This window comes from Amycolatopsis sacchari, assembly GCF_900114035.1.
Lineage (GTDB): Bacteria > Actinomycetota > Actinomycetes > Mycobacteriales > Pseudonocardiaceae > Amycolatopsis_E > Amycolatopsis_E sacchari.
The window spans coordinates 435,993-455,146 of sequence record NZ_FORP01000002.1 but is presented as its reverse complement, the minus strand read 5'-3'; the positions used below and the strand labels follow the sequence as shown (position 1 = coordinate 455,146).

The following is a 19,154-nucleotide window of genomic DNA, read 5'->3' as shown; positions in this document are numbered from 1 at the left end:
CCAGGCATGGCCAACACGATCCTGGATCCGACCGGCGGGCGCCGCGCCGTGTCGGAGGGCGCGGCCGTGCTGACACCCCGGCGCGCGCGGCTGGCCGGGGCGACGGTCGGGCTGCTGTCCAACACCAAGCAGAACGCGGCGCTGTTCCTCGACGAGCTGGGGAAGCTGCTGCAGGAGCGGTACGGCGTCGAGGCCGTGCGGCCGAGCGTCAAGACCGCGTTCGCCCTGCCGCTGCCCGAGGAACAGCTGTCGGAACTCGCCGAGACCTGCGACGCCGTGATCACGGGCGTCGGCGACTGCGGGTCGTGCAGCGCTTCGGCCGTGGCGGACGGCGTCGCGCTCGAACGCCGTGGCATCCCGGCGGCGGTCATCTGCAGCGACGCGTTCGTCGTCACCGCCGATGCGATGGCGGACCTGCGGGGCGCCAAGGGCTACCACTACGCGAAGACCGCGCACCCGGTCGCGGTGCTGAACCCGGACGAAGTGCGCAAACGCGCCGAAGAGGTGCTGCCGGAGATCGTGGCGATCCTGACGGAAGCGTCATGACGGCGCCCGATCCCGACGTCGCGCAGGCGGCCATCGAGTACTGCTACGAGCAGGACTGGAGCGACGGGCTGCCGCTGGTCCCCGCCTCGCAGCCACTTGTCGACAAGTTCCTCGCGGAGACCGACCGCGCGCCGGACGAGGTCCTCGGCAGCCTCGCCCAGCTTGGCCGCGACTGCACGGTGGAACTGGCCGCGATCAACGCCGCGATGGCCGGCTGCAAGCCCGAGTACTTCCCGGTCGTGCTCGCCGCGTTCGAGGCGGTCATGGCCGACCGGGCCGCGGCGGGCGGCGGCTGGCAGAGCACGAGCGGTCCGGCGCCGTTGATCGTCGTCAACGGTCCCGTGCGGCAGCGGCTGGGTTTCAACAGCACCGGCGGGGTGTTCGGCCCCGGCTTCCGTCCTAACGCGACAGTGGCGAGAGCGATCGGGCTCATCGTGCGCAACGCCTTCGGCGTCCGGCCGCACGTGCTTGAGCAGGCGACGCAGGGCCTGCCCGGCCGGTGGTCGATCTGCCTCGCCGAGAACGAGGAGGAAAGCCCGTGGGAACCGCTTTCGGTGGAGTGCGGGCTCGGCGAGGACGTCAGCGCCGTGTCGGCGACGTTGCTCCGGACGTGTGAGTACGTCGACAACCGGCACACGCAGGACCCGGAGCAGGTGCTGGCGGACATCGCCGACACCATGGCGCGCACGGGTGCGGTGATCTTCCGCGAAGCACCGTGCGGGCTGGTGCTCAGCCCCGAGCACGCGCAGATGTTCGCCAAGGACGGGATGAGCAAGGCGGACGTCAAGGCGTGGCTCGTCGAGCACGTCGGCCGCAGGCGCGGCGACCTGCGGCGCGTGGGCAAGAACGGGCTGACGGACAACTGGGTGCGTCACGCGGCCGAGGACGACGGCACCGACGAGGAGTTCGAGCGGTTCATGTCGAGCCCGGACCAGCTGCCGGTCGTGGTGGCCGGGGCGCGCAACGCGGCGATGTCGATGGTCGTGCGGGTCTTCGGGGCCTGGCGCGGGAAAGCGGTTCCGGTGGGAGGAAAGGCATGATCGACCAGAACGGGCTCAAGGCGATGCGGGACACGCTCGCCGCCGACGGGTACGCGCTCGACGTCGCCGAACGCGGCGGGCGGGTGGACGTCCGGATCTCCGTCGCCGATCCGGACGCCTGCGCGGACTGCCTCGCGCCGGAACCGGTCCTGCGCGGCATCCTGCACAAATCGCTCGGCGTGCCCGAGCAGTCCATCGACCTGACGTACCCGGGCGACGCCGAATGAAGGTCGCACTCGTCACCGGCTGCGGCAAACGCGACGGCATGGGGCAGGCGATCGCGCGGGCGCTGGCGGCGGAGAAGACGGCCGTCGTGGTGTCCGACCGCGTGCCCGGCGGCGTCCCGAACCTGCGGCAGGAACGCCTGGGCCGCCACGACGACTGGACCATCGAGTCGCTCGTCGCGGAGATCACCGCGGAGGGCGGGACGGCGTCCGCGGTCACCGGCGACATCGGCGACGAGGACGACGCGCGCCGGATGATCGGCGAGGTCGTCGAGCGGCACGGGCGGCTCGACGTGCTGGTCAACAACGCCGCGGCCCCGCAGGGACCGGACCGGCAGGACGTCGAAGAGGTCCCGCTGGACGTGTTCGACCAGGTCATCCGCGTCAACTTGCGTGGCACGTTCCTCATGTCGCGGTTCGCCGTGCCCGTGATGCGGGCGCAGCGGTGGGGCCGGATCGTCAACATCGCGTCCATGGCGGGGTTGTCGGCGGCGCCGTCGTCGACCGCCTACTCGGCGTCGAAGGCCGGGGTGATCGGGCTGACGCGGGCGCTCGCGATGGACGTGGCGCCTTGGGGCGTCACGGTGAACGCGATCTGCCCCGGGCTGGTCGGCACGAGCCGTGCGGTGCTCAACCCCGATCCCGCGTTGGACGAGGGGGAGGTGCTGGCGCAGCGGGGCCGGGCGATCCCGGTCGGTCGCGTGGGGCAGCCGGAGGACGTCGCGGCCGCGGTGCGGTACCTGGCGTCCGAAGACGCCGGTTATGTCACGGCGCAAACGCTCGTGCTCGACGGAGGTGGGCTGACGCCGTTCCCGCTGAAGCGCCCGTGATCGTTTTCGGGAGCACAATGGGGGCATGCGGACGATCACGCTGGAGGAACACTTCGCCACCCGTGCCTTCGCCGAAGGGCCGGCCAGGCACGTTGTCGGGCAAGGGGATTTCCTCAACCGGTTGTGCGACCTGGACGAGCTGAGGCTCGCGGAGATGGACGAGGCCGGGATAGACGTCCAGGTCCTGTCCCTGACCGCGCCCGGCACGGAACAACTCGACGCGGACGACGCGCGGGACTGGGCCCGCACGACGAACGACGAACTCGCGGAAGCGGTGCGCCGCCACCCGGACCGGTTCGCCGGTTTCGCCGCGCTCCCGATGGCGGATCCGGCGGCCGCGGCGGACGAACTGTCCCGAATGGTCGAGACGCACGGTTTCGTCGGCGCGGTCGTCAACGGGCACATCCGCGGCCGGTACCTGGACGACGAGTTCTTCGCGCCCGTGCTGGGAAAGGCCGAGGAACTGGGCGTGCCGGTCTACCTGCACCCGACACCGCCGCCCGGACCGGTCGTCGAAGCGAGCTACACGGGGAACTTCTCGGAGCGGGTGTCCTTCGCTCTCGCCGCGGCGGGCTGGGGCTGGCACATCGAGACCGCCACCCACGTGCTGCGCATGGTGCTGGGCGGCGTGTTCGACCGGTACCCGCGGCTGCAGCTGGTGATCGGGCACATGGGCGAGGGGCTGTCGTTCATGCTGCCGAGGCTGGAGGAGGTGTTCGGCAGCCACGAGATCTCGCCGCCCACGGGGCTGGACCGCCCGGTCGGGGCGTACCTGCGGGAGAACGTGCACTACACGTTCAGCGGCTTCAACTACGAGCCCAACTTCACCAACCTGCTGACCCAGGTCGGTGTCGAGCGGATCATGTTCTCCGCGGACCACCCGTACCAGCCGATGACGCAGGCGCGGCAGTTCCTCGAATCGCTGCCCCTGTCAGCGGCCGACCGCAGGCGCATCGCCCACGGCAACGCGGAAGCACTGCTCCGGTTGGCCTAGACCATTCCGGCGAGCAGCTCCGCCGCCTCGCCGGGGTGCACGAGGAAGCCCGCGTGGCTGCTTTCCAGTGTTTCCACGGTGAAGGGGTTCGCGGGGGTGAGCGCGTCGGCCTCGCGGATGAAGCGGTCCTGCAGTGCCAACGGGATCGACCGGTCCTGGGCGAGCCGGACGTAGGTGCGGAGGATGGCGCCCCACGTCTCGGCGCGCGCCTGGCTGTGGCTGCTGTCGAGGATTTCGTCGGGCTCCAGCGTGTTGAGGTACGCCAGGAACTCGTCTTCGGTGCCGTCGGCGAGCACGGCGTTCTTCAGCGCTGTCAGCAGTTCCGGGTCGGCGGTGCGCCAGTTCATCCGCAGCGCGCCCAGTTCCGCCGGGTCGGCCGCGAGCACGCCCGCGGTTTCGTGCAGGGCGCTGGTCGCGTACTCGGGGCCGGTCATGTACTCGGCGGGCGTCGCGTCGACGCAGCACCACGCGGAGATGTAGACGAGGCGGTCGACCAGGTCCGGTGCCGCGTTGCCGACGCCGGTGACCGTGAAGCCGCCCCGGCTGTGCCCGACGAGGATCGCGGGCCCGTGTTCGCGCACCCGGCGCAGGACGTCGACGACGTGGGCGATGTTGTCCTCCGACGTGACGCCGGCCAGCCGGGAGGGTGTCTTGCTCAGCTCGGCCTGGTCCTGCGGCGCCTGGTACGCGCGGGGAACGTGGTGCCGAACCCGTGCCCCGGCAGGTCGACGGCGAGCGAGCGGTGCCCGCGCAGTGCCAGTTCGCGCTGGAGCGGGGCCCAGCCGAGGGAGTTGCCGTTGGAGCCGTGGACGAACACGAAAGTGGGGGACACAACGGACATCCTGCCATGGCTGTGGCGGCAGTCCTGCCCGCGGTGAAACACCTGGACCGCTCGGGCGGGCTGCGGCTCGATCCGGGGGTGACGTTCCTGGTCGGCGAGAACGGTACCGGGAAGTCGACGCTGATCGAGGCGCTCGCGGTCGCCGCGGGCTTCAACCCGGAGGGCGGCAGCCAGCACTTCCGGTTCGCCACGCGCGCCACCGAGTCCTCCCTCGGCGATCAGCTGATCCTGACCTGGGGCGTGGCCAAGCCGCGCACGGGTTTCTTCCTCCGCGCCGAGTCCTACTACAACGTCGCGTCGGAGATCGAGCGCCTGGATCGCGAGCCGGGACCGCCGCTCCTCCCGGCCTACGGTGGCGTGTCCCCGCACGAGCGCTCCCACGGGGAGTCCTTCCTGGACCTCGTGACGCAACGGTTCGGGCCGCGCGGCCTGTACATCCTCGACGAGCCCGAGGCCGCGCTTTCCGTGCGCGGGTGCCTGGCCGTCATGGCCCGTCTCGCCGAACTCGCGGAACAGGGCAGCCAGATCGTCGTGGCCACCCACTCCCCGGTGCTGCTCGCGCTGCCCGGCGCCACGATCTACGAGATCGCCGAGACGGGCGAGATCGTGCCCGTCCCCTATAAGCAGGCGTTGCCGGTGCGGTTGACGCGCGACTTCCTCGCCGCGCCGGAGCGCTACCTGCGGCACCTTCTCGCGGACGAGTGAGCTGCGTAAAGTCCAGATCGTCATGAAACGAGCCGTCGCGCACCTGGCGAACCTGGACCTCAACCTGCTCGTCATCCTGCGCGAGCTGATCCGGGAGCGGAACGTCACGCGTGCCGCCGAACGGGTGGGCGTCACGCAGCCCGCCGCGAGCGCCGCGTTGTCCCGGCTCCGGCGGCACTTCGGGGACGAGCTGCTCGTACGCGGCAAGGGCGGTTACGTGCTGTCCCCGCTGGCCACGCAGCTCGCCGAGCAGGTCGAGGTCGTGTGCGCCGCCGCCGAACGGCTCTTCGCCGCGGGGGAGAGCTTCGAACCCGCCACGTCCCGCCGCGAGTTCACCCTCCTCGTCGCGGACTACACGATCGCCGTGCTCGGCGAGCACCTCGCGCGGTTGCTCGACGAGCGGGCGCCGCGCGTCCGGTTGCACCTGCGGCTGGTCCGCGAGGCGATGGCGGCCGACGTCGAGGAGAACATCCGCCTCATGGACGGCATGATCGCCCCGCCCGTCGGCCGGTTCCGGCTTCCGGGGCTGCGCTCGGCGGAGCTGTTCCGCGACCGCTGGGTGTGCGTGGTCGCCGAGGGGAACGCCCTGCTGACCACCGACGAGCCGACACTGGACGACCTCTCGCGGCTGTCGTGGGTGGCGCCGTACCACCCCAACCAGGGCTACCCGCCCGCCGCGCCCCTCTCGCAGCAGCTCGCGGCCTTCGGCATCCAGCCGCGCGTCGTCGTGCGCGTCGAGAGCTACCAGGCCGTGCCGCACCTCGTCGCCGGGACCGATCGCGTCGCGCTGTTGCAGGAACGGCTCGCCCGTCAGGTCGCGGGCACGCTGGGCCTGCGGGTGCTGCCGTGCCCCGGGGATCCGCAGCCCATCGTCGAGAAACTGTGGTGGCACGAGAACTTCGAGGACGACCCCGGGCACGTCTGGTTGCGCGGGCTGCTGACAGACGCCGCGAAGTTCCTGAACTGACCAATCCGCCCCGCGCCCGGTACCGAACGAACTGTGCCGAGCCAGGGAAGGATGGGTGCATGGACGAGTCGGTGCGGGCGTTCCCGACGCGGCCGGGCGAGCAGGGGCCGACCCCGGAGGAGCTGCTCACGCAGGTCGCCAGGGGCAGCGAGGCCGCGTTCGAGCGGCTCTACGAGGTCGTCGCGGGACCCGTGTACGGCATCGTGCGCCGGGTCGTCCGTGACGTCGCGCAGTCCGAGGAGGTCGCGCAGGAGGTGCTGGTCGAGCTGTGGCGCACCGCGCCGCGCTACGACCCGGCCAAGGGCGGCGCGGTGAACTGGGCGCTGACGCTGGCCCACCGCCGCGCCGTCGACCGGGTGCGGTCGGCGCAGGCCCGTGCCGACCGCGAGCAGAAGGCGAGCGCCGTCGCCCCCGGCCGCGAGTTCGACGAGGTCGCCGAGGCGGTGACGGCCCGGCTCGAACGCGAGCAGGTGCGCCGCTGCCTCGGCTCGCTGACCGAGCTGCAGCGCGAGTCCGTGCTGCTCGCCTACTACGGCGGGAAGACGTACCCGGAGGTCGCGGAGCTGCTCGACAGTCCACTCGGGACGATCAAGACACGGTTGCGGGACGGGCTGATCCGCCTGCGGGACTGCCTGGGGGTGACCCGATGACGACGCCGGACGCGCACCTGCTGACCGGTGCCTACGCGATCGACGCGCTCGACGAGTTCGAGCGGCGGCAGTTCGAACGCCACCTCGCGCAGTGCCCCGAGTGCGCGCGGGAGGTCGCCGAACTGCGGGCCACCGGCGCCAGGCTGGCGCTCGCCGTCAGCGAGGCGCCACCGCCACGGCTGAAGGCCGAGGTGCTGACCAGGATCGCCGGCGTGCGCCAGGAACCCCCCGGCACCGAACGCACGGAACCGGCGCGGGGGGCGAGGGGACTGGCGCTGCGGCTGGTTTCGGTGGCGGCCGCGGTCGCCGTCGTCGTGGCGGTCGCGCTCGGCGTGGTCGTGGTGCGGACGCAGGGCCAGCTCACCGCGGCCCGCGGTCAGCTGGCCCAGCAGAACGCCGTGACGCAGCTGTTGTCCGCGCCGGATCTGCGGGCCGTTTCGACCGAAGGCGGCAGCGTGCTGCTTTCGCAGCGGCTCGACCGCGGTCTGCTGGTGCTGTCCGGGATGCCGGACCAGCCGGCGAACACGACGTACCAGGCGTGGGCGATCGTCGGCGGCACCGCGAAGTCGCTGGGTGTCCTGGGGCCTCGCGGTACCTCGGCGCTCGCGTTCGCCGGGCTGCGGGGCGTCCAGCAGATCGCGATGACGGTCGAACCGGCCGGGGGCTCGCCGCAACCCACGACGAGCCCGGTGGCGCGGTTCGCGGTCTGACGTCATCGCCTCAGCCGCGCGAGGAGGCTCTTCGTGCTCTCCCGGCGCGCGTACGCGAGCACTCCCGCGACGATCGCCAGCGCCGCCGGGGTGAGCGCGTACAGGGGTTCGCCGAGCACGAAGAGCTGCGTGCAGGTGGCGCCGACGAGCAGGGCCGACAGGCCGAGTGCGGCGAGCCCGGTCAGCGCCGGGACCACCAGCCCGATCGCGCCGGCGAGCTCCAGCACGCCGACCAGGTAGCGGAACCACTGCCCGGCGCCGATCTCGTCGAAGATCTGCACGGCGAACCGTTCGCCGAGCAGCTTCGGCCCCGCGGCCGCGATCAGCAGGAAGGCGCCGAGCAGGACCTGGGTGGTCCACAGGGCGACGGTGGAAGTGCGGCGGGCGGGCACGGTGGTCTGGGTGGTCATGGCTGTACTTCCTTCCGTTCGGGTGCGGTCGGAAGGGGAGACCACGACCGCCACGGAAAGTCATCGCCACCGCACCGATGAGTTCGCGAACTTTGCCGGGTCTGTACAGGTGACGCGACAGGAGGCGATGCTGGTGACCATGACACTGACCGAAAGACGGGCCGACGAGGATTTCCTGCGTCAGGCCGATCCGTTCAGACGCGAGCTGCTCGCGCACTGTTACCGCATGCTCGGTTCCGTGCACGACGCGGAGGACCTGGTGCAGGAGACCTACCTGCGCGCGTGGAAGTCCTACGACCGGTTCGAAGGGCGTTCCTCGCTGCGCACGTGGCTCTACCGCATCGCGACGCGCGTGTGCCTGACCGCGCTGGAGAGCCGGGACAAGCGCCCGTTGCCGACCGGGCTCGGCGGGCCCGGCCTGGACGGGGGTGACGAGCTGGTCGCCCAGGACGAGGTGCCGTGGCTCGAACCCGTGCCGGACGCCATGGTCGGCGCCGACCAGGCCGACCCCGCCGCGATCGTGACCTCCCGCGAGAGCATCCGGCTGGCGCTGATGGCCGCGCTCCAGCACCTGCCGCCGCGGCAGCGCGCGGTGCTGATCCTGCGGGACGTCCTGCAGTGGCGCGCCGCCGAGGTGGCGAAGGTCCTCGACACCACGACCACCGCGGTCAACAGCATCCTGCAGCGCGCCCGCGCCCAGCTCGACGAGGTGACGCCGCGGGAGGACGACGTCGTCGCGCCGGGTGACGCGGAGCAGCGCGAGCTGCTGGAGCGGTTCGTGGACGTGTTCGAGCGCAAGGACATCTCGGCGATGGTCGAGCTGTTCACGAAGGACGCGATCTGGGAGATGCCGCCGTTCGTCGGCTGGTACCAGGGCCCGGAGAACATCGCGAAGCTCATCGACCTCAAGTGCCCCGCGAAGGGCCCCGGCGACATGCGGCTGCTGCCGATCCGGTCGAACGGCCAGCCGGGGTTCGGCCTGTACGTCCGGGACGGCGACGTGTACCGGCCGTTCAACATGCCCGTGCTGACGCTGTCGAAGTCCGGTGTCCGGCACGTGACCTGCTTCTTCGACACCGGCCTGTTCGCGAAGTTCGGGCTGCCCGAGGTCCTGCCGGCATGACGGACGGGGGCGCGGCGCTGCTCGGTGGGCTCGGGCTGCTCGAACGCGCGATCGGTTACGCGCTCGGCAGCCTGGCCCTCGTCCCGCCCGGTCCGCTGTCGCGCCCGACCCCCTGTGCGGACTGGACGCTGGGGGACCTCCTCGCACACCTCGACGATTCACTGCTCGCGCTGCGGGAAGCCGCCGACCTCGGGCACGTCCCGCTCACCGTGCCCGAGGCGGCGGGCGATCCGGTCACGACGGTGCGTGGCCACGCCACGGGGCTGCTCGCCGCGTGGACGGCGGCGGAAGCGCCGGGGACGGTCGGCGTCGGGGCGGCGGTCCTGACGCCGGAGCTCCTCACCAGCGCCGGCGCGTTCGAGATCGCGGTGCACGGGTGGGACGTGGCGCAGGCGTGCGGGGCGCGGCGTCCGCTGCCGGAGCCCCTGGCGGAGGAGTTGCTCGAACTGGCGCCGCTCCTGCTCACCCCGGCGGACCGCCCCGGCCGGTTCGGCCCGCCCCTGGGGGTGGCGGGCGGAGCCAGCGAACGGCTGCTGGCCTTCACGGGGCGGAGGGGGTGAAACGCCGGGGCGCGTGATCACGACTGTCCTCCCGTGACCGATGCCCTGGCGCCCTTCGCCGCATCCTCCCCGTCCGAGTCCGAACCCGTGCGGCCGTTGACCGCGCTCGGTGTCGCCGCCGCGGTCGCGGTCGTACTGGCGGCGGTGGCGAGGGGTGCGGTGACGTGGACGCACTGGCACGCGTACCACGTGGTCACCGGCTACCTCGACGGTTCCGCCCCGCTCGCCGACGTGGTGGCCGCCGATTCGCTCAGCAGGACGTTGCGGTGGGCTTCGGCCGCGATCCTGGCGTGCGCCGGGGTCGTCGTGGTCGGGTGGCTGTGGCGGGCCCGCCGCAACGCCGAGTCGCGGTCGCTCGCCCAGCACCGGCTGGGCCGCGGCTGGGTGATCGGCGGCTGGATCTGCCCGGTCGTCAACTTCTGGTACCCGCACACGATCGTCTCCGACGTCTGGAAGACGAGCAGGCCCGGCTCCCCGGAGACGCTGAACCTGGCCCGGGTGCGGGGAAGCGGACTGGTCACGGCCTGGTGGTCGCTCTACCTGCTGTCCGCGCTCGTCGACCTCTGGGCCACCGTCGGGTTCCTCCGGCCCGCCGATGCCCACGACCTGTTCACGGCCTCCCTCACCGACACCGTGGCTTTCGGCATCCGGGTGGTGTCGGGCGGGTTGTTCCTGCTGGTGATCGCCCGCATCACCGCGTGGCAGAAGGCAGCCTCCGCTTGTTAGCAAAATTGTTGACAATCTAGGTCGCAGGCTCCTACTGTCGGGTGAGCAGCCGGAAGTAGGGAGATGTCCTGGCATGAGGAACGTCATCGTCACCGACGTGCCGCGCGCGGAGATCGAAAAGGTCGACAAGCTCGCCGAGTACGGGGTCGCCACGGTGCACGAAGCCCTGGGCCGCACCGGCTTCCTCGGTCCGCAGCTGCGTCCGGTGCACCTCGGCTCCCGCATCGGCGGCACCGCCGTGACCGTCCTGTCCTGGCCGGGCGACAACCTCATGATCCACGCGGCGGTCGAGCAGTGCCGTCCCGGTGACGTGCTCGTCGTGACCACCACCTCGCCCAGCACGGACGGCATGTTCGGTGAGCTGTTCGCCACGGCGCTCCAGGTGCGCGGGGTGCGCGGCCTGGTCACCGAGGCCGGCGTCCGCGACGTCGCCGAACTGCACGAGATGGGCTTCCCCGTCTGGTCCCGCGCGGTGAGCGCGCAGGGCACCGTCAAGGCGACCGCGGGCGCCGTGAACGTCCCGATCACCATCGGCGGCCAGCTCGTCAAACCGGGTGACGCGATCCTCGCCGACGACGACGGTGTCGTGGTCGTGCCGCGGCAGGACGTCGACCGCGCGGTGGAGGCGTCGCAGGCGCGCGTGGAGAAGGAGGAGAAGACCCGCGCGGCGTTCCGCGACGGCGAACTCGGCCTCGACCGCTACGGCCTGCGCGCGAAGCTCGCGGAGCTCGGCGTCCAGTACGTGACCGCAGAGGAGTACGGGCTGTGAACGGGGTGCCGTGCCTGTTGATGCGTGGCGGCACCTCCAAGGGCGCGTACTTCCTCGCCGACGACCTCCCGTCCGATCCGGCCGAGCGTGACGACCTCCTGCTGCGCATCATGGGCAGTCCTGACCCGCGCCAGATCGACGGTATCGGCGGCGCGCACCCGTTGACGAGCAAGGTCGCGGTGATCTCCCCGTCGCGGGACGGGAAGTCCGATGTGGACTACCTGTTCCTGCAACTGGGCGTCGAGGAGGCCACGGTTTCCGACCGGCAGAACTGCGGCAACCTCCTCGCCGGCGTGGGCCCGTTCGCCGTGGAGCGCGGACTCGTGCGGCCCGGCGACGAGACGACCTCCGTGCGCATCCACATGGTGAACTCGGATTCCGTTGCGGTGGCGACGTTCCCGACGCCGGGCGGCGTGCCGCGCTACGACGGGGACACCGCGATTTCGGGCGTGCCCGGTACCGCCGTGGCGATCACGCTGGACTTCACCGACACCGAGGGTTCGGCGACCGGCAGCCTGCTGCCGACGGGGAACGTGCGCGACGAGATCGACGGCATCGAGGTCACGTGCATCGACAACGGGATGCCCGTCGTTGTCGCGTACGCCAAGGATTTCGGTATCACCGGCTACGAAAGCGTCGAGGAACTCGCCGGTCTCCGCGACCGGATCCAGTCCCTCCGCCTGCAGGCCGGGAAACTCATGGGGCTCGGGGACGTCAGCGAGGCGTCGGTCCCCAAGACGACGCTGGTGGCGGCGCCGCGTGACGGCGGCACCATCTGCACGCGCACGTTCATCCCGCTGAAGCTGCACACGTCGATCGGGGTGCTGGGCGCGGTGACCGTGGGGACGGCCGTGCTGATGGAGGGCGCGGTCGGGCACGACCTGGCGCACGTCACCGGCAACCGGCTGGACATCGAGCACCCGACCGGCCACCTGGAGGTGGAGGTCGAACTGGACGGCGTGCACGTGCGCCGCTCCGGCGTGGTGCGCACCGCACGAAAGCTGTTCGAGGGCACCGTTTTCCCGCGCTAGCTAGGAGATTGTCGATGGCACCGTCGCACGACATCGCTCACGTCGGCCACGTCGAGCTGCTCACCCCCGAGCCGGATAAGAGCCTGTGGTTCTTCACGGAGATCATGGGGCTGACCGAAAACGGCCGTGACGGCGACTCGGTGTACCTGCGCACCTGGGACGACTACGAGCACCACAGCCTGAAGCTGACGGCGCATTCGACGTCCGGCATCCGGCGCACCGCGTTGCGTGCGTCGAGCCAGGAGGCGCTCGACCGGCGGGTGAAGGCGCTGGACGCCGCGGGCCGCGGCATCGGCTGGATCGACGGCGACGCGGGTATCGGGCCGACGTACCTCGCGACGGACCCGGACGGGCACGAATTCGAGCTGTACTGGGAAAGCGAGTGGTACCAGCCGCCGGAGGAGCTGCGGCCGGCGCTGAAGAACCAGGCGCAGGCGTACCCGGGCCGCGGTGTCTCCGTGCGGCGGCTCGACCACGTGAACTTCCTGGCCGCGCAGGTCGAACCGAACGGTGATTTCGTGCGTGACCTGCTGGGCGGCGAGGCGACGGAGCAGATCCGGCTGGACACGGGGAAGATCGCCGCGCAGTGGCTGCACTTCGGGAACAAGTCCTACGACCTGGTGTACACAGAGGACTGGACGGGCAGCAACGGCAGGCTGCACCACATCGCTTTCGCGACGGACACGCGTGAGGACATCCTGCGCGCGGCCGACATCTTCCTGGAGAACGACGTCTTCATCGAGACGGGCCCGCACAAGCACGCGATCCAGCAGACGTTCTTCCTGTACGTCTACGAGCCCGGCGGCAACCGCATCGAGCTGTGCAACCCGGTCGCACGCCTCATCCTGGCGCCCGACTGGAAGACGATCACGTGGACCCAGGCCGAGCGCGCGAAGGGCCAGGCGTGGGGCCTGAAGACGATCGAGTCCTTCCACACGCACGGCACCCCGCCGGTGGAGTAAGCGCTGGCGGGGTGAGGCTGCCCGGCTGAACTCAAGGCGACGGATGCCGCTCCGCGAGCAGGTCCAGGAACGCCCGCGTCGCCGCGCTCGGGCGGCGTGTGGAGGCCGTGGCGACGGACAGCTCCCAGCGCAGGTCCGCGTCCGTGACCTCCACCGTCGCGAGCCCGCTGTGTTCCGGCACCAGGGAGTGCCCCAGGAAGCCGATTCCCAGCCCCGCCTGGATGAACCGCGCCGCCGTGGCGACGTTCGCGATCTCGACCGTCACCTCGCGCGTCACGCCGGCCGCGGCGAACGCCTGGTCCACGATCGTCCGGTTCGCGAAGCCCGGCGGCGTGTCGACGAACGGGAACTCCGCCAGCTGCGCCAGCGTCGCGCGCCCGGTCCGGGCGAGTGGGTGCGAGCCGGGCACGTACAGGGCCAGCGGCGCGGACGCCAGCAGCCGGGTGTCCAGGTCCGCCGGTGGCAACGCCAGGAACGCGACGTCGAGCCGGCCTTCGCGGAGGTGCTGTGCCAACCCGGCGGACCCGGCCATCGCCGCCCGGAGCCGGACCGTCACGCCCGGGTACCGCGCCCGCAGCGCGGCGAGGAGTTCCGGCAGGTCGACGAGGTCGATCGACGTGAGCGTGCCGACCGTCACCGTGCCCTGCACCGCGCCCCGCATCCCGTGCACGGCATCCTTCGCGGCGCGCGCCGAGTCCAGGGTTTCCCGCGCCCGCGGCAGGAACGTGCGCCCCGCCGCCGTCAGCGTGACTTCCTGCGGGGTGCGGGTGAACAACTCCGCTCCGAGTTCCCGTTCCAGCGCCTTGATCGTCGCCGACACCCCTGACTGGACGACGTGCAACGCCTTCGCGGCCTGGGTGAAGCCACCGGTGTCGGCGACCGCGAGGAAGTATTCGAGGTGGCGCAGTTCCACAGCTCTCATTATCACTGATAGTGCTGAGGGCCAGCAGGAAACATCGTTGGACGTGATGGTGTCCCGCGCACACAGTGGCAACGTGAGCGATTTCGAATACACCGAGCTACCCGTGCGGGCGCGCCAGGCCCTCGCGAACTTCGTGCTCCGCGAGGACCTCCTCGCCGAGCGTCTCCAGCGCTACGCCGACGTCCGGCCGCGCCGTGAGGACCACGACGGTGACACCGAGGAACTCGACGGCGTCGTGTTCACCCACCACTTCGCGGACGTCCCCGGCGATCAGGAAACCGTCCGGTGGCACTACGTCGAGGCCGGCAGCGGGGCACCCGTCGTGTTTCTGCACGGGATGCCCGACTCGTGGTTCCTCTGGCACCACCAGATGGCCGCGTTGTCGGACTCGTACCGCTGCATCGCCGTCGATCTCAAGGGCTACGGCCAGTCGGAGAAGGGCCGCGGCGACTACCGGCAGGCAGGCGCGGCCGAGCAGCTCGTCGCGCTGCTCGACACCCTCGGCCTGGACCGGTTCACGCTGGTGACCCACGACCGCGGCACCGTGCAGGGCGACCACGTCGCCGCCGGCCACCCCGAGCGCGTGCGGCACTACGTGCGGGGCGAACAGCACCTCCACCACTTCAACCCCGAACTCGCACCGCACGACGACCTCATCGCCGAGGCCCCGTGGACCGGGCTCCTGGACGACGCGAAACGGTTCGCCGTCTGGGCCCACACCACGCTCGCGCGGCTGCCGGTGGCCGACGAGGACATGCGCCGCATCATCCAGGAGTTTTCCTACCCGGGCATCGCACGCGCTGTTCCGCGCTACCACATGGCCTCCACGTTCCGGAAGGAGTGGCTGGCACGACGCCGGGACTTGATCCCGCGGTGGCGCGCCCCGATGACCCTGGTCCAGGGCTGGGATTCCCACACGCAGCCGCGCGAGTTCTTCACCGATGCCGGGAAGTACCTCCTGGGTGTGTCCGAAGTGGACGTCCGATACCTGCCCGGTGGCCACTTCTGGCCGGTTGAATGTCCACAAGAGACTACTGCGCTGCTGCGCGAAGTACTGGCCCGCTAGGAGGAAACCGTGGATCTGATGCTCGAGGGCCGCACCGCGATCGTCTGTGGCGCGTCTTCCGGTCTGGGGCTGGCCGTAGCCGAGCGACTGGCCGGTGAGGGGGCGAACGTGGTGGCCGTCGCCCGGCGACGTCACACGCTGGACGCGGAGGCGAAGCGTATCGATGCCTACCCCGTTGTCGCTGATCTCGCCGAGGAAGACTCCGCCGCAATGGTCGTCGAACACACCGTCGACCGCTTCGGCGGGGTCGACATCCTGGTGTGGAACACGGGAGGACCCCGCCCCGGCCCCGCGTTGCGGATCGACGACCACGCCGCGCGGGCCGCGTTCGACGCACTGGTGCTTCCCCTCGTCCGCATGGTCGGCGCCGTCGTTCCGCACCTCCGCCGCGGCGAATCCGGCCGGATCGTGGCTGTCACGACGTCCACCGTGAAGGAGCCGACGTCTTTGGTCGCGTTGTCCAACCTGGTGCGGCCGGGGGTGACGGCGTACCTGAAGACGCTCGCGGGGGAGTTGGCGCCGGAGGGCATCACGGTGAATTGTGTTGCACCGGACCGGATTCTCACGTCGCGGGTGCACGACCTCTACCCGGACGGCGTTCCGGCGGACGCCACCGGCGACATACCGATGGGGCGTTTCGGCACCACGGAGGAGTTCTCGGCTGTGGCGTGCTTCCTGGCTTCACCGCTGGCTTCCTACGTCACGGGCACGACGGTCACCGTGGACGGTGGCCTGACCCGCTCGATGCTGTAGGCACCGCACTTCGGTGTGCACCGGGCGAGACGCCGAAGGCGCGGCGGTACTCGCGGTTGAACTGGGAAGCGCTTTCATAGCCGACCAGGTAACCGGCTTCGGCGACGCTCGTCGTGCCGGCCGCGAGCAGGACACGCGCTCGCTGGAGCCGGATCTGCTGCCGGTACTCGATCGGCGTCATCGAGGTCGCCGAGCGGAAATGGCGGTGGAAGGTCGACTCGCTCATGCCGGCGACTTTCGCGAGCTCTGCGACGGAAACGGGCGCGGCGTAGTTCTCGCGGAGCCACCGGATGGCCCTGGCGATGTGGCCGAGGTGCCCGTCGGTGGTACCGATCTGACGCACGAGCGGCCCTTGCTCGCCGGTGAGCAGGCGCCACAGGATCTCGCGCCGGTAGCCGGGGGCGAGCACTCGGAGGTCGTCCGGACGGTCGAGCACGCGCAGGAGGCGGACGACGGGATCGAGCAGCTCGGGGGACGCGTCGCTCGTGGCCAGGCCGGTCGGGGTGGACGTCTTCGCGGGAACGCCGGTTTCCAGCAGCAGCGGCGCGATGGCGTGGGTGTTCAGCGTCATGCTGAGGACGACCAGCGGCGCGTCCGGACTGGCCACCAGCGCCTGCCCGGTGACCGGCAGGTCGAGCGGCACGACCAGGTACTGACCCGCGTGGTAGTCGTGGTGGATCCCGTTGAGCGTGGTGCGTTTGACGCCCTGGGCGACGACCGCGAACGAGGGTCCCGTCATCGCGCTCCGCGGCGGCAGCGGCTCGTCGACCGTCGTCAGCGTGATGTCGTCGAGCACCCGGACCTTGCGCACCCCGCCGACGCCGACCGCGCCCAGCACCAGCGCGCGCAGCTCGTCGAGTGGGTCCACCCGGCGAGTCAAGCAGCACGGGTTCCGCCGGGCAACGCGGCGTGGCCCGATCCGCTCGAACTCGGCAGGATCAGGCAATCCGGTGCCGGTATCGGTCTCACGCCCCGGCCGCCGGGCGTGGTGCGGTGGTCGCATGGAACATCGTCCTCTGGGCAGAACCGGGATCAAGGTCAGCCCGCTGTGCCTCGGCGCCATGATGTTCGGCGCCTGGGGCAATCCGGATCACGACGACGCGGCGGCGATCATCCACCGCGCACTCGACGCGGGGATCAACTTCGTGGACACCGCGGACGTGTATTCTGCGGGGGAGTCGGAAACGATCGTGGGCAAAGCGCTCGCGTCGGTGGACCGTTCCCGCGTCGTGCTGGCCACCAAGGTGGGCTCGCCGATGGGTGCGGACCCGAACGCCCGCGGTGCCTCGCGACGCTGGATCACCGCCGCGTGCGAGCAGAGCCTGCGCCGCCTGAAGACCGACCACATCGACCTCTACCAGGTCCATCGTCCGGACGAAACGGTCGACGTGGACGAGACGCTCGGCGCACTGACCGATCTGGTGCGGGCGGGCAAGATCAGGGCCTTCGGCAGCTCGACCTTCCCCGCCGAACAGCTCGTGGCCGCGCAGTGGGTGGCGCAGCGCCGCGGGCGGGAACGGTTCCAGACCGAGCAGCCGCCGTACTCGATCCTGGTGCGCGGGATCGAAGGCCATGTGCTGCCGGTCGCGCAGGAGTACGGGATGGGGGTGGTGACGTGGAGCCCGCTGGCGGGCGGCTGGCTGTCCGGGCGGTTCGGGGTGGGCAAGGAGAACACCAGCGAGCGGGACAAGCGCATGCCCCGGCGACCGGGTGCCGGCGGGCGGTTCGACCTCACCACCCCGGCGAACCAGCGGAAACTCGAGATCGTCACCCAACTGGCCGCGCTGGCCGCCGAGGCCGGGCTGACACTGGTGGAGCTGGCACTGGCGTTCGTGCTCGAGCACCCGGCGGTGAGCGCCGCCATCGTCGGGCCACGCACCAGGGACCAGCTCGAAGCACAGCTGGCGGCGCCGGAGATCCGGCTCGATCCGGCCGTCCTCGACCGGATCGACGAGATCGTGCCCCCTGGCGTCGACGTCAACCCCGAGGACGTGGCCTGGCAGCCGCCCGCGCTCCGGGACGCGGCACTCCGCCGCCGCTGAGAAGTGTGGGCCCGGTGGGACTCGAACCCACACTGGCACGGACCTAAACCGTGTGCCTCTGCCAATTGGGCTACGGGCCCGGACGCGCTCAGCCTAGCGTCCGTGGCCGGCGGCTTCCGGCGTGGCCGGTGCGGTGGGGGCGGGGCCGTGATCTACCGTGGTGCCCTGCCAAGGTGAGGAGGACTGGTGGCACGCGATCCCGACACCATCGAGCGTGAGATCGAGCAGGCCCGCGCCGCGCTGGCCACGACGCTGGACCAGCTCGGCGAGAAGGCCAGCCCGAAGCGGCTGGCGGACTCGGCCAAGACCAGCGTGCTCGCGAAGCTCGAGGACCCGAAGGTGAAGTTCCCGCTCATCGGCGCCGGCGTGCTCGTCGCCGCGCTGCTGGTGCGCAAGCTCTTCCGCTGATCCCGCGCCCGGGCGGGCACCCGCTCGCCCGGGACGCCGGACGGCACGGCAAGCGAACTGGGCTGCCCAGGGCGGCCATGAACCCGGCTCAGCAGGCTGGCGGACGGCGCGGCTCGCCGGGCGGCGCGAGAAGCAACCCGAACCACCCAGAGCGGCTATCAACTCGGCTCAAGCACGCCGGACGGCGCGGAACCCACCCGGGACCCCGGACGGTGCGAAAACTCAGCCCTGGGCTGCGCGGACCGTGGCCTTCTTCTCCAGCGCGTCACCGATGTCGGCGGTCAGCTTGGCCTTCGGCCGCCGGGAAGCCTTGTTCTGCGGCTTCGCGGCGCCACGCTCCTCCGACTGCTGCTCGGGCACGTCCGCCGCCACCACCGACGACTCCGCATCCGACGAAGCCACTTCCGACGAAGCCACTTCCAACGAGGCAGCATCCGACGAAGCAGCATCCGAAGCCTCCGACATCGGCGACTCCGGAGCAGTCACCTCCGGGCGAGCCAGCCGCGCGGTCATGTACGCCGCCGTGAACTCCAGCGCGCTGCCGTTCAGCAGGTGCACCACCGTGGCGCCCTTGGCGTCCGGCCCCAGTGACTCGACCAGCTGGTCCACGTTGTCCCGCGCCGCGATGATGCCCGGCGCGTGCCCGGTCAGCGTCTTGCCGTGCCCCGAGACGGTGACGCTCCAGTCCTCGTCCTCCTGGACGTAGATCGCCGTGATCGGTTCCGCCATCAAGTCCTCCCACCCCTGCACCGGCTGTGTGTGGTCCCGGATGGGAGCCAGGCACCGCCGGGTCATGACGCCGAACCGGGTTACCCCGATTGGGCGTAACTTAAGCCGCCGTTCGCCGAACTTTCGCTGACCCTCTATCGGTACCT

25 protein-coding genes and 1 tRNA gene are annotated in these 19,154 nt (G+C 71.1%); 19 read left to right on the top strand and 7 right to left on the bottom strand.

Annotated elements, in window-relative coordinates; translation table 11 throughout:
• The first annotated feature begins 6 nt into the window (after window positions 1-6).
• The 5 genes from BMZ92_RS06280 to BMZ92_RS06260 are packed head-to-tail and all read left to right on the top strand — an operon-like array spanning window position 7 to window position 3,634.
• Window positions 7-546, top strand: coding sequence for a UGSC family (seleno)protein (locus tag BMZ92_RS06280; RefSeq protein WP_091504743.1), 540 nt, complete (start codon window positions 7-9; stop codon window positions 544-546).
• Window positions 543-1,586: a hypothetical protein gene (locus BMZ92_RS06275; RefSeq protein ID WP_091504742.1), complete on the top strand. Its 1,044-nt coding sequence runs from the start codon at window positions 543-545 to the stop codon at window positions 1,584-1,586. Before BMZ92_RS06280 ends, BMZ92_RS06275 begins: the two co-directional genes overlap by 4 nt.
• The gene (locus BMZ92_RS06270; RefSeq protein WP_091504741.1) at window positions 1,583-1,813 is read left to right on the top strand and encodes an ADP-ribosylation factor GTPase-activating family protein; all 231 of its coding nucleotides are present in this window, start codon (window positions 1,583-1,585) and stop codon (window positions 1,811-1,813) included. The genes BMZ92_RS06275 and BMZ92_RS06270 overlap by 4 nt, the downstream gene beginning before the upstream one ends.
• Complete coding sequence (locus BMZ92_RS06265) at window positions 1,810-2,640, top strand: SDR family NAD(P)-dependent oxidoreductase (protein ID WP_091504740.1); 831 nt, start codon at window positions 1,810-1,812, stop codon at window positions 2,638-2,640. Before BMZ92_RS06270 ends, BMZ92_RS06265 begins: the two co-directional genes overlap by 4 nt.
• Window positions 2,641-2,665: 25 nt before the next feature.
• Window positions 2,666-3,634: an amidohydrolase family protein gene (locus BMZ92_RS06260; RefSeq protein ID WP_091504739.1), complete on the top strand. Its 969-nt coding sequence runs from the start codon at window positions 2,666-2,668 to the stop codon at window positions 3,632-3,634.
• Here the strand turns inward: BMZ92_RS06260 and BMZ92_RS06255 are convergent.
• Together BMZ92_RS06255 and BMZ92_RS38650 are read right to left on the bottom strand one after the other, a co-directional pair.
• Complete coding sequence (locus tag BMZ92_RS06255; RefSeq protein WP_342743468.1) at window positions 3,631-4,215, bottom strand: alpha/beta fold hydrolase; 585 nt, start codon at window positions 4,213-4,215, stop codon at window positions 3,631-3,633. The two genes, BMZ92_RS06260 and BMZ92_RS06255, sit on opposite strands and share 4 nt — an antisense overlap.
• Before the next feature lie 74 nt (window positions 4,216-4,289).
• Window positions 4,290-4,466, bottom strand: a complete 177-nt coding sequence (locus tag BMZ92_RS38650; RefSeq protein WP_342743467.1) for an alpha/beta fold hydrolase — start codon at window positions 4,464-4,466, stop codon at window positions 4,290-4,292.
• A gap of 15 nt (window positions 4,467-4,481) precedes the next feature.
• Between BMZ92_RS38650 and BMZ92_RS06250 the strand changes: the two genes are divergently transcribed.
• From BMZ92_RS06250 to BMZ92_RS06235, 4 genes are read left to right on the top strand one after another with little or no spacing between them, the layout of a single operon-like run.
• Complete coding sequence (locus tag BMZ92_RS06250) at window positions 4,482-5,180, top strand: AAA family ATPase (protein WP_091504738.1); 699 nt, start codon at window positions 4,482-4,484, stop codon at window positions 5,178-5,180.
• A gap of 22 nt (window positions 5,181-5,202) precedes the next feature.
• Window positions 5,203-6,147, top strand: a complete 945-nt coding sequence (locus BMZ92_RS06245) for a LysR family transcriptional regulator (protein ID WP_091504737.1) — start codon at window positions 5,203-5,205, stop codon at window positions 6,145-6,147.
• 59 nt (window positions 6,148-6,206) lie between these two features.
• On the top strand, window positions 6,207-6,797 hold the full coding sequence (gene sigK, locus BMZ92_RS06240; protein ID WP_091504736.1) for an ECF RNA polymerase sigma factor SigK: 591 nt from the start codon (window positions 6,207-6,209) through the stop codon (window positions 6,795-6,797).
• Window positions 6,794-7,507 (top strand): anti-sigma factor, encoded by a 714-nt coding sequence (locus tag BMZ92_RS06235; RefSeq protein ID WP_091504735.1) that lies wholly within the window; start codon window positions 6,794-6,796, stop codon window positions 7,505-7,507. Before sigK ends, BMZ92_RS06235 begins: the two co-directional genes overlap by 4 nt.
• A 2-nt stretch (window positions 7,508-7,509) precedes the next feature.
• On the opposite strand, the gene BMZ92_RS06230 is transcribed toward BMZ92_RS06235, so the two are convergent.
• Complete coding sequence (locus BMZ92_RS06230; protein WP_091504734.1) at window positions 7,510-7,917, bottom strand: DoxX family protein; 408 nt, start codon at window positions 7,915-7,917, stop codon at window positions 7,510-7,512.
• Between the two features lie 139 nt (window positions 7,918-8,056).
• Between BMZ92_RS06230 and BMZ92_RS06225 the strand changes: the two genes are divergently transcribed.
• The 6 genes from BMZ92_RS06225 (at window position 8,057) to BMZ92_RS06200 (ending at window position 13,088) form a co-directional block, all read left to right on the top strand.
• A complete protein-coding gene (locus BMZ92_RS06225; protein ID WP_091504858.1) occupies window positions 8,057-9,040 on the top strand; it encodes a sigma-70 family RNA polymerase sigma factor in 984 nt (327 codons plus the stop codon).
• A complete protein-coding gene (locus BMZ92_RS06220) occupies window positions 9,037-9,600 on the top strand; it encodes a TIGR03086 family metal-binding protein (protein WP_091504733.1) in 564 nt (187 codons plus the stop codon). Before BMZ92_RS06225 ends, BMZ92_RS06220 begins: the two co-directional genes overlap by 4 nt.
• A 33-nt stretch (window positions 9,601-9,633) precedes the next feature.
• A complete protein-coding gene (locus BMZ92_RS06215; RefSeq protein ID WP_091504732.1) occupies window positions 9,634-10,326 on the top strand; it encodes a DUF4328 domain-containing protein in 693 nt (230 codons plus the stop codon).
• Between the two features lie 73 nt (window positions 10,327-10,399).
• Complete coding sequence (locus BMZ92_RS06210; RefSeq protein ID WP_091504731.1) at window positions 10,400-11,095, top strand: 4-carboxy-4-hydroxy-2-oxoadipate aldolase/oxaloacetate decarboxylase; 696 nt, start codon at window positions 10,400-10,402, stop codon at window positions 11,093-11,095.
• Window positions 11,092-12,126: a 4-oxalomesaconate tautomerase gene (locus tag BMZ92_RS06205; RefSeq protein WP_245782927.1), complete on the top strand. Its 1,035-nt coding sequence runs from the start codon at window positions 11,092-11,094 to the stop codon at window positions 12,124-12,126. The genes BMZ92_RS06210 and BMZ92_RS06205 overlap by 4 nt, the downstream gene beginning before the upstream one ends.
• 14 nt (window positions 12,127-12,140) lie before the next feature.
• On the top strand, window positions 12,141-13,088 hold the full coding sequence (locus BMZ92_RS06200; RefSeq protein WP_091504730.1) for a catechol 2,3-dioxygenase: 948 nt from the start codon (window positions 12,141-12,143) through the stop codon (window positions 13,086-13,088).
• A gap of 31 nt (window positions 13,089-13,119) precedes the next feature.
• Here the strand turns inward: BMZ92_RS06200 and BMZ92_RS06195 are convergent, their stop codons facing one another.
• Window positions 13,120-14,010 carry a LysR family transcriptional regulator gene (locus tag BMZ92_RS06195; RefSeq protein ID WP_245782926.1) on the bottom strand — a complete coding sequence of 297 codons (891 nt, stop codon included), beginning with the start codon at window positions 14,008-14,010 and terminating at the stop codon, window positions 13,120-13,122.
• Window positions 14,011-14,083: 73 nt separating this feature from the next.
• Here BMZ92_RS06195 and BMZ92_RS06190 point away from each other — a divergent pair, with 73 nt between their 5' ends.
• Window positions 14,084-15,076, top strand: a complete 993-nt coding sequence (locus tag BMZ92_RS06190; RefSeq protein WP_245782925.1) for an alpha/beta fold hydrolase — start codon at window positions 14,084-14,086, stop codon at window positions 15,074-15,076.
• Between the two features lie 18 nt (window positions 15,077-15,094).
• Window positions 15,095-15,829: an SDR family oxidoreductase gene (locus tag BMZ92_RS06185; RefSeq protein WP_245782937.1), complete on the top strand. Its 735-nt coding sequence runs from the start codon at window positions 15,095-15,097 to the stop codon at window positions 15,827-15,829.
• Here the strand turns inward: BMZ92_RS06185 and BMZ92_RS06180 are convergent.
• On the bottom strand, window positions 15,792-16,697 hold the full coding sequence (locus tag BMZ92_RS06180; RefSeq protein WP_091504727.1) for an AraC family transcriptional regulator: 906 nt from the start codon (window positions 16,695-16,697) through the stop codon (window positions 15,792-15,794). The genes BMZ92_RS06185 and BMZ92_RS06180 overlap by 38 nt on opposite strands.
• A 133-nt stretch (window positions 16,698-16,830) precedes the next feature.
• On the opposite strand from BMZ92_RS06180, the gene BMZ92_RS06175 reads away from it, so the two are divergent.
• Window positions 16,831-17,871, top strand: coding sequence for an aldo/keto reductase (locus BMZ92_RS06175; RefSeq protein ID WP_091504726.1), 1,041 nt, complete (start codon window positions 16,831-16,833; stop codon window positions 17,869-17,871).
• 6 nt (window positions 17,872-17,877) lie between these two features.
• Here BMZ92_RS06175 and BMZ92_RS06170 read toward each other — a convergent pair.
• Window positions 17,878-17,951: transfer RNA gene (locus BMZ92_RS06170), tRNA-Leu, on the bottom strand.
• Window positions 17,952-18,057: 106 nt separating this feature from the next.
• On the opposite strand from BMZ92_RS06170, the gene BMZ92_RS06165 reads away from it, so the two are divergent.
• Entirely contained in the window at window positions 18,058-18,279 is a 222-nt protein-coding gene (locus BMZ92_RS06165; RefSeq protein ID WP_091504725.1) for a DUF3618 domain-containing protein, read from the top strand.
• A gap of 222 nt (window positions 18,280-18,501) precedes the next feature.
• Here BMZ92_RS06165 and BMZ92_RS06160 read toward each other — a convergent pair whose 3' ends face one another.
• Window positions 18,502-19,008, bottom strand: coding sequence for a hypothetical protein (locus tag BMZ92_RS06160; RefSeq protein ID WP_091504724.1), 507 nt, complete (start codon window positions 19,006-19,008; stop codon window positions 18,502-18,504).
• Window positions 19,009-19,154: the final 146 nt, after the last annotated feature.